Raw genomic sequence first — 13561 nt, 5'->3', positions numbered from 1 at the left:
TTTGCGCAGGTTCCGGGTCGTGTGGCGCAATGAAGCGTCCTAGACAAACCCCATGACAACCGACCGTATCCCCGCCCGGGCCTGGGCCGACCTGTTGCTCCTCAGCCTGATCTGGGGGGCGTCCTTTCTGTCGATCCGCGTGGCGCTGGATGAAATCGGCGTGTTCACACTTGTCGCGCATCGGGTGGTCTGGGCCATGCTGATCCTATGGGGGTATGTCGCTCTGCGCCGCTTGGATCTCCCGACCGATCCGCGCGTTTGGGGCGCTTTCCTGGTCATGGGGCTGCTGAACAACGTCATCCCCTTTTCCCTGATGGCCTGGGGGCAGTTGCATATCGAGACCGGGCTGACCTCGATCTTCAACGCCGCCACCGCCGTCTTTGCCGTGCCCGTCGCTGCCGCCTGTTTCACGGATGAACGGATGACCCCGCGCCGGGTGATCGGCGTTTCTGTGGCATTCGCCGGGGTCTCTGTCGCCATTGGCCTCGACGCGCTGCGCAACTTCGACATCCGGTCGCTGGCGCAACTGGCCGTTCTGGCGGGGACGCTGTCCTACGCTTTGGCCTCGGCATGGGCGCGGGCGTGGCTGTCGCAGCTGAAGCCACAGGTCGCCGCCGCCGGCATGCTGACCGGATCGAGCCTGATCATGCTGCCCCTGGCCCTTTGGCTGGAGGGCACCCCCACCCTGCCCGCTCACCCGCAAACCTTTGCCGCCATTGGCTATTTCGCGGTGATCGGCACGGCACTGGCCTATCTGCTCTACTACCGGATCGTGCAGGCGGCAGGCAGCGCCAACGCGATGCTGGTGACGTTGATGATCCCGCCCGTGGCCATCATCCTTGGCGCATTGGTGCTGGACGAGCGGCTGGCCCCCACGGCTTTCGCGGGCTTCGCGCTGCTGGCGCTTGGGCTACTGATCCTGGACGGACGGCTCTGGCGGGCGCTAAAGCGCTGAAATTCCGCATGGACGCACCGGGCCTTGCGCGGTATCGAATGCGGACCCGAGCGACCCATGACAAGGCAACACGCCATGAGCCTGATCTACAAGACCGCCCGCGACTGGCACGCGGCCCCCGACAAGCGGGTGCTGTTCTTTGGCATGTCCGGGCTTGGCAAAACGCATCTGGCGAACCTGCTGCGCGCCGAGGGGCACTGGTTTCACTATTCCGTCGATTACCGCATCGGCACCGCCTATATGGGCGAGCATATCTCGGACAACCTCAAGCAACAGGCGATGCAGGTTCCGTTTCTGGCGGAGCTGCTGAAATCGGATTCGATCTATATCGGCTCGAACATCACCTTCGATAATCTCGCGCCGCTCTCGACCTATCTGGGCAAGCCGGGCAACCCGGATCTGGGGGGCCTGAGCTTTACCGAATACATGCGCCGGCAGGATCTGCACCGCCGGGCCGAGGTCAACGCGCTGCTCGACACGCCGCATTTCATCCGCCGCGCCCATGACCTTTATGGCTATTCGAATTTCGTCTGTGACACCGGCGGATCGATCTGCGAGGTGGTGGAGCCGGACAATCCCCGCGACGAGGTGTTGAAGACGCTCAGCGCCCATACGCTGATGGTCTGGATCGAGGGCAGCGAGGATCATACAGACGAGCTCATCCGCCGCTTCGACCGTGCGCCGAAGCCGATGTACTACCAGCCCCGGATCATGCGGCAGCTATGGGACGACTTCAAACGCGAACGCGGGGTGAATGCCGCCGATGTGGTGCCCGATGATTTCATCCGCTTCGCCTATGCCCGTGCCATTCGTCACCGGGTGCCGCTCTATGCCGGGATGGCCCGCAACTGGGGCCTGACCGTGCAGGCCAGCGACGTGGCCACCGTGCGCGATGCCAAGGATGTGACAGATCTGGTCGGCACCGCCCTTGAGAGCCGCCGCTAACCCCCCTAAATCCACCCTTTCACCGCGCAAACCGGAGCCGTCCGATGCCCATCAAACTGCCCTCGACCCTGCCCGCCTATGACGTGCTCTCGCACGAGGGCGTCATGGTCATGGACGAGGATGCGGCGGCGCGTCAGGATATCCGGCCCTTGCGGATCGGGCTTCTGAACCTCATGCCCAAGAAGATCCAGACGGAAAACCAGTTCGCCCGTCTGATCGGCGCGACGCCCCTGCAGATCGAGTTCAGCCTTATCCGCATGAGCGAGCATCAGGCCAAGAACACCGCCGCTGCCCATATGGAGGAGTTCTACCGCCCCTTCACCGAAGTGGAGGCGACGGGCGAGAAGTTCGACGGGCTGATCATCACCGGTGCGCCGATTGAGCATCTCGACTTCGACAAGGTCACCTATTGGCAGGAACTTGGCCGCATTTTCGACTGGACCCAGACCCATGTGCACGCCACCTTCGGCGTGTGCTGGGGCGGCATGGCGATGATCAATCATTTCCACGGGGTGAAGAAACACATCCTCGACCACAAGGCGTTCGGCTGTTTCCGGCACATGAACCTCGCCCCGGAAACTCCTCTTCTCAGGGGATTTTCTGACGATCTGGTGATGCCGGTCAGCCGCTGGACGGAGATGCGGCGCGATGAAATCGAGGCGGTGCCGGGGCTGAAAGTGCTGCTGCATTCGGACGAGGTCGGCCCCGCTCTTGTAGAAGATCCCGCGCATCGGGCGCTCTATGTGTTCAACCATTTCGAATATGACTCGAACACGCTGAAACAGGAATATGATCGGGATGTGGCCGAGGGCACGCCGATTAATGTGCCGGTGAACTACTACCCCGATGACGACCCGTCCAAACCGCCGCAGAACCGCTGGCGCAGCCATGCGCATCTGCTTTACGGCAACTGGATTTCCGAAATCTACGAGACAACACCGTTCGACCTGTCGCGGATCGGCCTGGACCGCACCGACCTGAGGGGCTGACCCATGGCCCTTGCCGCGACCTCTCTGGCCGCTGCCGGGGCTCTGGCGGGGCTGACCCACTGGCGCGCGGGCGTGCAGGAAGCACGCGCCGAGGCCAGTCACCCCCCGGTCGGGCAGCTTCTGGACGTGGATGGCGTGCAGGTCCATGCCCACGCCATGGGCAGCGGGCCCGACCTTGTGCTGATCCACGGATCTTCCGGCAACCTGCGGGATTTCTCCTACGGGATGTATGCCCTTCTGGCGGACCGTTACCGGGTGATCAGTTTCGACCGGCCCGGGCTTGGCTATTCCGACCCGATCACGCCGAACGGGGCCTCGCTCGACCAGCAGGCGGCGGTGCTGGCGGCGGCGGCGCGGATGTTGGGGGCGGATCGTCCCATCGTGTTGGGCCAGAGCCTTGGTGGCGCGGTGGCCCTGGCCTGGGCGCTGAACCACCCTGACCAGATCGCGGCGCTTGTGCCCGTCTCTGCCGTGTCGCACCCGTGGACGACCGGACTGGGGGCCTATTACAGCATGCTGTCCAGTTGGCCGGGCCGCCATCTGCTGATCCCCGCCCTGACGGCCTTTACCCCCGACAGGGTGATTGACGACCAGATCGCCGCCATCTTCGCGCCCGAGGCTCCACCGCCGGGATACGCCGCCCATTTCGGCCCGCGCCTGACGCTGCGCCGCGCCTCCATGCGGGCCAATGCGTTGCAAAGACGGCATCTTTTGCGTTGGATCACCGCGCAGGCACCCCGCTATGGCCAGATCGCGGTGCCCACGGAAATCCTGCACGCGACCGGCGATACCGCCGTTGGCCACCATATCCATGCAGAGCCGTTGTCCCGCGCCATTCCGGGTGCCAACCTGACCGCGATAAACAGCGCCAGCCATATGCCGCATCACACACATCCCAATCAGGTCGCCGCCGCCATCGACCGCGCCGCGGCCCGCGCCGGATTGCACTAGCCCCCCGCGCGGCCCATATTGAACCAGAGCAGACACAAGCAAAAAGGCGAGCCATGACCGACCTGCCCTTCGATGGCGCCATCAGCCAGTTCTACAGATCCGAGGCCCCCGACGCGGTGCGCAAGGCCATCAAGGATGCAAAGAAAGACAGCGTGCTGGACCCGTCCTTTCCTTATGACGAGAGGATGGACAAGAGGGACTATGAGGATCAGCTTGAAGCTTTGCAGATCGAACTGGTGAAATGCCAGGCCTGGGTCAAGGAAAGCGGCAAGCGGGTCGCCGTGGTCTTCGAGGGGCGCGACGCGGCGGGCAAGGGCGGTTGCATCAAACGGGTGCGGGAAAACCTCAACCCCCGCGTCGCCTCGGTCGTGGCGCTCTCGAAACCGACGGACCGCGAAGCGACGCAATGGTATTTTCAGCGCTATATCCAGCATTTGCCCGCAGGTGGTGAAATCCGGCTCTTCGACCGCAGCTGGTACAATCGCGGCGTGGTGGAGCATGTCTTCGGCTTCTGCACCCCCACGCAGCGGCAGAATTTCTTTGGCCAGTTGCCGGAATTCGAGGACATGCTGGTGCGCGAAGGCATCCATCTGGTGAAGATTTGGCTCAATGTCGGCCGGGCCGAACAGCTGCGCCGTTTCCTCGACCGGGAAAGCGACCCGCTGAAGCAATGGAAGCTGAGCTGGATCGACGTGGAGGGGCTGAAGAAATGGGACGCCTATAGCGCCGCCATCAGCGAAACGCTGGAACGCGGGCATTCCGAGGCCGCGCCCTGGACGGTCATCCGGTCCGACGACAAGCGCCGCGCGCGGCTGGCGGTCATTCGCAAGATCCTCTCTGGCCTCGACTATGACCGCAAGGATCATGACCTCGTGGGCGAACCCGACCCGGCCATCTGCGGCGGGCCCGAGATGTGGGCGGATCGCGCATCGCATGGGTAAACGCGGCTACCATCACGGCAATCTGCGCCAGGCTCTGGTCGATGCAGCCCTTGTGCTGATCGAACAGAAAGGCCCGACGGGGTTTACCCTGTCCGAGGCTGCCAAGACCGCTGGCGTCACGCCCGCCGCCGTCTACCGCCATTTCGAAGGGCGCGAGGCGCTGATTGCCGAAGGGGCGCGGCAGGGGCACGAGATTTTCGCCGACCTGATGGACTATGCGTTCGAGACCGGTGGCCCTTCTGCCCTGGCGGCGTTCGAGGCCACGGGACGCGCCTATCTGGCCTTCGCGCGCAAGTATCCCGGCCACTACATGGCCATGTTCGAAAGTGGCATTCCGATGAATGCCACCCCAGGCCTTGCCAACGCCGCCGCACGGTCCCGCGCGATCCTTGAAAAGGCCGCCGAAGCGCTGTCACAGCACATCCCGCCGGAAAAACGCCCCCCCGCCAGCATGTTCTCCGCCCATATCTGGGCGATGAGCCACGGGGTGGTGGAGCTCTTCGCGCGCGGCAAGCCCGGCGGAAACGCACCGTTTCCTCCAGAGGAATTGCTGGAAGCCGGGATCGGCATCTACCTGCGGGGTCTCGGGCTGATCGAGCCGGACGCGTAGATTGATTAAGGGCCTAGAAGAGAAGAAATACGCGGTCCAAAAATCACCGCTGCCATCACTATGCCCATTACATAGAATACAACCTGAGCAACGTCCCACTTAGACAACAGTTTGGTCTCAATCCGCGCAAGGTCGCCCTTGATGTCATCAAGGCGTTTTTCAATGCCCTCTGCTTTGGCTTCAAGTTTTGCTACGCGCGGTTCCATACCATCAGATGTGCCGTCTCCTCCGCCAGATTTCAAGCGTTGAAGTACGCGTTCAATATCTGCGGGACTGGTCGTAATTGGAACAACTTTGTCATCACTCATCGACGTTCTCCAACCAGCCCTGCACTATTCTCTCAATGTCATTCTCGGTAGATTGAAGGATCGCCAGTTGTTCATTTGCTTCATCTGGCTTGTGCGCTGTGGCCTTTAAAGCAACCATTAGAGCAACGTTGTCACGCTTTGCTAGCACGCTCACAAGCGTGGCCAGAACCTCGATTTGTTTCTCGAGCATCGCGACTTTTTTTGATAATTCTTGGACTTCTGTGCTCAAGGAATCACCTTCAATGCCATGTTCAGTTTACCCTTCCAGAAGGTGATGAAGAAAACAATAACCGACCCTTGTTGTCCCGATCTGAACTTCTGGGATCGGCATCTACCTGCGGGGTCTCGGGCTGATCGACCCAGATCAGTGACCGCGCGGCCTTGACGCCCCTGCCGCCGCCCATGATGGTGGCGCCTGACGTCAGTACAGGAGCGCCGCTATGAGCCTACTCGACCCGCAGGATTGGAGCTTTCCCGTCCCCATTGCCTATGGTCCAGGCCGGCTGAAGGAGATCGCGGGCATGTGCCGGGATGCGGGCATGGCGCGGCCCCTTGTGGTGACCGACCGGGGCAGCGCCGGGCTGCCCTTTTTGGCGGACCTCATGCGCTTCCTGTCCGAAGGCGGCCTGCACGCTGCGCTTTATTCCGAGATTTCGCCCAACCCGCGTGATGACGAGATCGCGGGTGGCAAGACACTGTACCGTGAGGGCGGTCATGACGGGATCATCGCCATTGGCGGCGGCAGCGGCATGGATGGCGGCAAGGCCATTGCGCTGACGGCCACGAATGACATCGACCTCTGGGCCTTCGAGTTCGAACAGAGTCCGCCTGATATGTCCGCCCACGCCCGCTTCCCGCCGCTGATCACCATCCCGACCACCGCCGGGACCGGGGCGGAGACGGAAAGCACCGCAATGATCACCGATACGGTGAAGGGCATGAAATGGTGCGTCTGGCACGCCGACCTGAAACCCGCGCTGGCCCTGCTGGACCCCGAGATCACGCTTGGCCTGCCGCCGAGTCTGACCGCCTGGACCGGGGCCGATGCGATGGTGCATGCGATCGAGGCCTACTCAGTGCCGGGCTTCCACCCGCTTTGTGACGGGTTGGCGCTGGAAGGGCTGCGGCTGGTCGCGCACTGGCTGCCGGTTGCGGTGGCGGAGCCCGGCAATCTGGAGGCGCGAGGGGGGATGCTGGCCGGGTCTTGTCTGGCCGGTGTCGCCTTTATGAAAGGGCTCGGGCTGGTTCATGCTATTTCGCATATGGTGGGGGCGGAATATGACACGCAACACGGGCTGACCAACGCGGTCCTGCTGCCCGCCGTTCTGCGCTTTAACGCGCCCGATATTGCCGACAAAGTGCCGGTCATGGCGCAGGCCATGGGGCTGAAGGACACCGGTTTTGACGCCTTCCACGCCCATATCTGTGGGCTTCTCGACCAGATCGGTATTCCAAAAACGCTGGCCGATATCGGCGTCCCCGCCGACTGCGCCCCGCGCATCGCCGCCAAGGCCATTCAGGACAGCGCCGCCGGAACCAACCCAAGGGCGCTGACCGTGGAGGATATCGTGCCGGTAATCGAGGAGGCCGTGACCAAAGGCCGATAAGAATAGGCCAGCAAGGCGCCTGCCCGCTGGCCTTCCGAATGCTTTTAAGGCGCGGCTTACAACGCGCCGGCTTCCTCGTAGTATCGACGCGCACCCGGATGCAGCGGCATTCCGGCCAGATCACGCACCGCGTATTCCATGCTGATGGCCTGCGCCCAAGGCGCATCAGACGTCACCTGAGCAAGGTTTTCCCAAAAGGCACGCGTGATCTGGTAGACGGTCTCTTCATCCAGATCGCCCCGTACAGCGATGCCAACGGCGGTGTTGTGAGACCAAGTCGGGCCGTCATTCGCCTGATTTGCATAGGCGTTGGCCGGGATCTCCTCCAGATAGCTGAAATTGCCCAGGAAGGCCTCCACAGCATCGCCCTCGGTGCTTTCGGGGCCGATAAAGCGGATGGCTTCGGTCTCGGTGACCTGAATGAACTGCTGGCACGGATCCAGACAGCCATTCACATACATGTCGATATTGCCGTCCAGGAAGGCCTGGAACCCGGTCTGCCAATTGGCCGAGATCGCCTCGTAATCCTCGCCAACGACCAGCCCGGTCGAGGCTTCGATCCAGTTCCGTGCGGCGTTATAGGCACCACCGCCCTGCGGCCCGATAAAGACCGTCGCACCCTCGATATCGTCGAGGTACTCGATGTCGCTGTCAGCCCGGACCGTGTAGTGGTACTGGCCGTAGGGGAACCACATCAGCAGATCAAGGTTCTCGGCGGCTTCAGGTGCGTCGGCCTCATTTTGATACATGGCCCGGCCGTTCACCATAAGCGCGTAGATAGTGGGCGAGGTCATGGCGAAATCGAGATTGCCGCGCCCGACCTCCAGCTGGTGCAGGGTCGCCGCACCGCCGGCAGCAACCTCGATGGTCACACTGTCAAGATTGTCGTTCACGATATTCGCAAAGGTGGCCATGGTGATTGCCTGCCCCAGACTGGGTGCGATGGTGGCCATACGCAGCGTCTGGTCCTGTGCGACGGCGGGCGATGCCGCCAACAGCGCCGCCAGCGCTGCTCCCTTGAGTCGATGGTTCATGTTTCCTCCTCCTATTGATCCGATGTCAGGGATGCGGGGTTGGATCTGCCCCCGGGTTTGCAATGAAACGGTGATAGGCAATAAGGGCGACGCCTAGCGCCAGCGCCGGGCCCGCGATCGGGATTTGCGGAGCCAGCAGCGCCAGTCCCGCCAAGATGCGCAGGACACGTTCCACCGGTGTCAGTCGATGGCGTTCATGCCCCGCCATTGCCGAAGTCAGCAGCCACAGCGTCAGGGAAAAGGCCAGCAGGATCCACGCAAATGCGCCCCAGCTGATATCTGCCGCCGCCAGCATCGCGCGTGACTGTACCACGTCACCCCCCGCCCATTCGAAGACGACCATCAGCTTATACAGCATCGCCGGATGATAAACGAAGACGAAGGGGATAAGGAAGCCAGCAATGCCGATCCGTGCGGCCTCGAACCCGGTTCTGATCGGGTCCGCACCTGCAATCGGTGCTGCCGCGAAGGCGGCCAGCGCCACGGGCGGCGTCACGGTGGACATGACGGCGAAGAAGACAACGAACAGGTGCAGCGACAGGTCCGGTATGCCCACGGCCTCGATGCCCGAGGAGAGCGCGATCACGATGATGAAATAGGTCGCGCCAGGCGGCAGCCCCATGCCCAGAACGATAGAGCCGAGCGCCACAACGACCAGCACCATAAAGAGCGGCCCAGAAGCCAGCTGCGCCAGCAGCAGCGACAGCCGCCCGGCGAAACCCGAAAGCTGGATCAGCCCGACAATCAGACCGATGGCCGCCACAATGGTGATGATCGAGGCTGACATACGCCCCGCATCGACGAAAGCACGCCAGATCTTTTCACGGTTGCGAAACTCTGGAAACAGCACAAGCGCCGAGCCAATGGCAGCAAGGAAGCCATAGAACCCAGCCTTGGGGACCGAAGGCTGGATGAACAGGAAGGTCGACAACACCCCGAGCGGGATCACGAAGACCAGGGACTGAACCGCCTCGTGCCGGTTCAGCCTTGGGCGTGCTTCGGACGGCAGGGTGCCAACCCCCTGCTTGCGGGCTTCGAAATAAACGCTGAGAAAGGTGCCAACATAGTAGAACAGCGCCGGCAGGATCGCGGCCACAACGATGTAGCGGTATTCGAGCCCGATCTGTCCGGCGACGAAGAAGGCCACCACCCCCATGACGGGTGGCATCACCTGCCCGCCAGTAGAGGCCGCGGCCTCTACCGCGCCCGCAAAGGCCGGTTTGAACCCTGCGCGCTTGATCACCGGGATGGTCATGACGCCAGTCGAGACCACGTTTGAAATCGCCGCACCTGACAGCGTGCCGAACAGTGCCGAACTGGCCACCGCTGAATGCGCCGCGCCACCGATGAAACCGCCGGTCAGTCGGTTGGCGATTTTCATTAGCAGATCGCCCGCCCCGCTGCCCATCAGAACAGCGCCAAAAACGATGAAGATCAGCACATTACCGGACACGACCTGTAGCGGCTGTCCAAAGACGCCCCCGGTTTGAGCCCAAAAATTCTGCACCATCGCGCGCAGGTTCTGGATGAAGGTCGCATCGGACCCGGCAAGGATACCGGTCCAGTCGGGAAACAGCCCGCGCGTGAAGTAATATATCACCCAGAACAGGCAGAAAGCGGCGATAAACCCGCCGAAGAGCCGCCATGCCAGGTAAAGCGTGATGGCTGTGACGACAGGAAACAGCACGAAGTCCACGGGCTGTGCCGAGGGCAACAATCCCGCATCGGTGCCAAACAGCTTGATGATCCAGAAGGTAAAACTGCCCACGGCGGCCAGCATCATTGCCCAATTCAACCAGCGCTGGCCGGGGCGTTTGTGCAGGGTCAGCAGCGTGATGGCGAAGGCAAAGGTGATGGGAAGGCCGAGGATCAATCCCGTCGGCTGCAAGAACCCTCGTTCAACCGCGCGCCAGCCAGCACCCAGCCAGTGTTCCCGCAAGAGCACCCGTTGTTCGCGGCGAGACAGGTCTTGAAACCCGTCGGTCGTCGTCTCGATGAACCAGCGCACGAAATCCGAGATCGGCCCGCTGGCGGAATAAAACAGAATGACCAGCGTGAAGATGACTGCAATCAGATCAACAAGACGCTCGTCGAAGGATCGTATCAGTCGTGGTTCACTCATCGCTGCCACTTGCGTAATTCGCTTCAGCCAGTCCCTGGTATTTCTCCACCAGTTCGGCTGGCACCTCGCTGCCATCATAGAGAAACGGCAAAATCCCGCGCCGGAGGGATCTGCCCCGCATGGCGGCGATATCGGCATCCGATTTCGTCACCCGCTGCGACAGACGCAGACCCCATTCGGCCAGCAGGCCCCTCAGCCGCGCGATCTGATCCTCATGGCCGGGATCGCGCGCGAGGTCGTTCAGCTCATCGGGGTCGGTCTCCAGATCGAACAGCATCGGGCGGAACCCGCCTTCGGCATGGACCAGCTTCCAGCGCCCGTCAAACACCATGAAAAGCCGCGCATCGGCGCTGCGGCTGACCAGCGTTTCGCCAAAGGGCCGCGCCGAATAGTCGTATTCGCTGACGACGAAGTCGCGCCATTCCGGTCTTTCCCCACGCAGCCACGGCATGAGCGACCGACCCTCGATAATATGGCCCGGCACCTCGCCGCCCGCGACCTCCACGAAGGTGGCGGCCAGGTCGAGAGATTCCACCAGCGCGTCACAAGTGGTGCCGCGTGTGGCATCGGCCTCTTTGCGCGGGTCATAGACGATCATCGGGATCTTGACCGAGGGGTCGTGGAACAGGTCCTTTTCCCCCATCCAGTGATCGCCCAGATAATCGCCATGGTCCGAGGTCAGCACGATCATCGTGTCATCCGCCTTCCCCGTGCGGTCAAGATAATCGAGGATCACCCCCAACTGGTCATCGCATTGCTTGATCAGGCCCATATAGGCCGGGATGACCTTTTGCCGGACCTCCTCTCGCTGAAAGGCCTCGGCCACCTTGCCCTTCAGGAAAGCCCCAAAAACCGGGTGGATGTCGCGCCATTCGTCCTCGGATCGCGTGGGCGCGGGCACGTGATTGGCGCCGTACATGTCGTGATAGGGCGCAGGCACGATATAGGGCCAATGCGGCTTGATATAGGAGACATGGGCACACCAGGGGCCGGTCTGCGCCTCCATGAACTCAATCGTCTTTTGCGTCAGCCAGGGGGTTTCGCTGTCTTCCTCGCGGATATTGGCGGGCAAGTCGCAATTGTCGAACATCCAGGCCGAGGCAATCTTGCCATCCCTGACACCGGCATTGGCGTACTGCGACCACGGGTTGTCGCCGCCATATCCCTTTGATTTCAGGTACTCATTATAGGGGGAGCGTTTTTCGTCATAGAACCCGTCCGGCCCTTCGGCCCACAGCCCGTCATCGCGCACCCATGCGTCGAACCCGCATTCCGCCTGTCGCGCGCCGATCAGGCTGTCAGGCTCCAGCCCAAGCCGTGCCATGCCCTCGGCGTCGGCCTTCATATGGGTCTTGCCAATGAGCCAGCAGTCCATCCCCACCTTGCGCAGGTGGTCACCCATTGTCTGTTCACCCACGCGCAGGGGGTAGCCGTTCCACTGCGCCCCGTGCGAAGACGCATAGCGCCCGGTGTAAAAGCTCATACGGCTGGCGCCACAGATGGGCGACTGGCAATAAGCATTGGTAAACCGCACCCCCTTCGCCGCCACCCGGTCGAAATTGGGGGTGTGCAGATGCGGGTGCCCGGCGCAGCTGAGATAGTCGAAGCGCAGTTGGTCATACATGATGAACAGGATGTTCAAGTCTTGGCTCCTTCGCATCCCCGTGCCCGGATCATGCAGAAGCATAACGAGCGGCACGCCCGCCCAAAAGCCCAAAAGATCGCCCGTTCAAAAGACAGGCCCCGCCATGGGTCATGACGGGGCCTGATTGATGATCGCAGAGTGGGGACGCTCAGCTTAGTTCAGCGCAGAATTCCTGGATGCGTTTGCACGCCTTCTCAAGATTCTCGTCCGATGTCGCGTAGGACACGCGGAAATTGGGGGAAAGGCCGAAGGCCCCGCCGAACACAACGGCGACGCCTTTTTCCTCCAGCAGCGCGGTTGCGAAATCCTCATCGGTCTCGATCACTTTGCCGCCCGGCGTGGTCTTGCCCATGCAGCCCGCGATGGAGGGATAGACATAGAAGGCGCCTTCCGGCGTCGGGCAGGTGATGCCCTTGGCGGCGTTCAGCATCTCGACCACCATATTGCGGCGGCGTTTGAAGACCTCGTTATTGGTTGCGATATAGTCCTGGGTGCCATTCAGCGCTTCGACGGCGGCCCACTGGCTGATCGAACAGGGGTTCGAGGTCGATTGCGACTGGATCTTGCGCATCGCACCGATCAACAGCTCTGGTCCGGCTGCATAGCCGATCCGCCATCCGGTCATCGCATAGGCCTTGGACACGCCGTTGCAGGTGAGCGTGCGGTCGTAAAGCCCGGGCTCCACCTGCGCGGGCGTCACGAATTCGAACCCGTCATAGACCAGGTGTTCATACATGTCGTCGGTCATCACCCAGACATGCGGATGGCGCATCAGGACATCGGTCAGCGCCTTCAGTTCCTCGCGATTGTAACCGGCCCCGGTGGGGTTCGAGGGCGAGTTGAAGATGAACCACTTGGTTTTCGGCGTAATCGCCGCCTCCAGCTCCTCTGCCGTCAGCTTGTAGGCGTTTTCGGCGCGGGCCGAGGCAATCACCGGCTCGCCGCCCGCAAGCAGCACCATATCGGGGTAGCTGACCCAGTAGGGCGCGGGAATGACCACCTCATCGCCGGGATTGAGCGTCGCCATCAGCGCGTTGTAGAGGATCTGCTTGCCGCCGGTGCCGATGCTGACCTGTTTGGTCGTGTAGCTCAGCCCGTTGTCGCGTTGCAGCTTGTCGCAGATCGCCTGTTTCAGCTCCACGATGCCATCGGGAGCGGTGTATTTGGTCTTGCCTGCATCAATCGCCGCTTTCGCCGCGTCACAGATGTTCTGAGGTGTGTTGAAATCGGGCTCCCCCGCGCCCAGGCCGATCACGTCCTTGCCCGCGGCCTTGAGTTCCGCCGCAAGGGTGGACACCGCGATGGTCGGCGAAGGTTTCACGCGGGCCAGCGTTTCGGACAGGAAGGTCATCTGAATTCTCCAGGGTTGCGAGGGGGCCGGTCAATCGGTCCGGTTTACATCGGCTCGTGCCCTGCTTAGGGTCGCGATGCTTAACGATCAAGGGGCCAAAATG

General features: G+C 62.1%; 13 protein-coding genes. 7 read left to right on the top strand and 6 right to left on the bottom strand.

Annotated elements, in window-relative coordinates:
* Positions 1–52 precede the first annotated feature (52 nt).
* The 6 genes from ACOOEX_RS07850 to ACOOEX_RS07825 all read left to right on the top strand — a co-directional run bounded on the left by ACOOEX_RS07850 (position 53) and on the right by ACOOEX_RS07825 (position 5391).
* A complete protein-coding gene (locus ACOOEX_RS07850; protein ID WP_420397887.1) occupies positions 53–955 on the top strand; it encodes a DMT family transporter in 903 nt (300 codons plus the stop codon).
* Positions 956–1036: 81 nt separating this feature from the next.
* A complete protein-coding gene (locus tag ACOOEX_RS07845) occupies positions 1037–1900 on the top strand; it encodes an ATPase (protein WP_420398349.1) in 864 nt (287 codons plus the stop codon).
* A gap of 44 nt (positions 1901–1944) precedes the next feature.
* Positions 1945–2889 (top strand): homoserine O-acetyltransferase MetA, encoded by a 945-nt coding sequence (gene metA, locus ACOOEX_RS07840; RefSeq protein WP_420397886.1) that lies wholly within the window; start codon positions 1945–1947, stop codon positions 2887–2889.
* 3 nt (positions 2890–2892) lie between these two features.
* Complete coding sequence (locus tag ACOOEX_RS07835; RefSeq protein WP_420397885.1) at positions 2893–3840, top strand: alpha/beta fold hydrolase; 948 nt, start codon at positions 2893–2895, stop codon at positions 3838–3840.
* Between the two features lie 53 nt (positions 3841–3893).
* On the top strand, positions 3894–4781 hold the full coding sequence (gene ppk2 / locus ACOOEX_RS07830; protein ID WP_420397884.1) for a polyphosphate kinase 2: 888 nt from the start codon (positions 3894–3896) through the stop codon (positions 4779–4781).
* Complete coding sequence (locus tag ACOOEX_RS07825) at positions 4774–5391, top strand: TetR/AcrR family transcriptional regulator (protein WP_420397883.1); 618 nt, start codon at positions 4774–4776, stop codon at positions 5389–5391. Before ppk2 ends, ACOOEX_RS07825 begins: the two co-directional genes overlap by 8 nt.
* Positions 5392–5396: 5 nt before the next feature.
* On the opposite strand, the gene ACOOEX_RS07820 is transcribed toward ACOOEX_RS07825, so the two are convergent.
* Complete coding sequence (locus tag ACOOEX_RS07820; RefSeq protein WP_420397882.1) at positions 5397–5699, bottom strand: hypothetical protein; 303 nt, start codon at positions 5697–5699, stop codon at positions 5397–5399.
* Complete coding sequence (locus tag ACOOEX_RS07815) at positions 5692–5928, bottom strand: hypothetical protein (protein WP_420397881.1); 237 nt, start codon at positions 5926–5928, stop codon at positions 5692–5694. The genes ACOOEX_RS07820 and ACOOEX_RS07815 overlap by 8 nt, the downstream gene beginning before the upstream one ends.
* A gap of 211 nt (positions 5929–6139) precedes the next feature.
* Between ACOOEX_RS07815 and ACOOEX_RS07810 the strand changes: the two genes are divergently transcribed.
* Positions 6140–7306, top strand: a complete 1167-nt coding sequence (locus ACOOEX_RS07810) for an iron-containing alcohol dehydrogenase (protein WP_420397880.1) — start codon at positions 6140–6142, stop codon at positions 7304–7306.
* A gap of 56 nt (positions 7307–7362) precedes the next feature.
* On the opposite strand, the gene ACOOEX_RS07805 is transcribed toward ACOOEX_RS07810, so the two are convergent.
* From ACOOEX_RS07805 to ACOOEX_RS07790, 4 genes are all read right to left on the bottom strand, one after another.
* Positions 7363–8340, bottom strand: coding sequence for a TAXI family TRAP transporter solute-binding subunit (locus tag ACOOEX_RS07805; RefSeq protein WP_420397879.1), 978 nt, complete (start codon positions 8338–8340; stop codon positions 7363–7365).
* A gap of 25 nt (positions 8341–8365) precedes the next feature.
* Positions 8366–10462: a TRAP transporter permease gene (locus tag ACOOEX_RS07800; protein WP_420397878.1), complete on the bottom strand. Its 2097-nt coding sequence runs from the start codon at positions 10460–10462 to the stop codon at positions 8366–8368.
* On the bottom strand, positions 10455–12104 hold the full coding sequence (locus ACOOEX_RS07795; protein WP_420397877.1) for a sulfatase-like hydrolase/transferase: 1650 nt from the start codon (positions 12102–12104) through the stop codon (positions 10455–10457). Before ACOOEX_RS07795 ends, ACOOEX_RS07800 begins: the two co-directional genes overlap by 8 nt.
* 151 nt (positions 12105–12255) lie before the next feature.
* Complete coding sequence (locus tag ACOOEX_RS07790) at positions 12256–13458, bottom strand: pyridoxal phosphate-dependent aminotransferase (RefSeq protein WP_420397876.1); 1203 nt, start codon at positions 13456–13458, stop codon at positions 12256–12258.
* Between the last annotated feature and the right edge of the window lie 103 nt (positions 13459–13561).

Source organism: Nioella sp. (genome assembly GCF_965215655.1).
Lineage (GTDB): Bacteria > Pseudomonadota > Alphaproteobacteria > Rhodobacterales > Rhodobacteraceae > Nioella.
The sequence above is the reverse complement of the archived record's forward strand: the minus strand, read 5'-3'. Positions and strand labels throughout refer to the sequence as shown.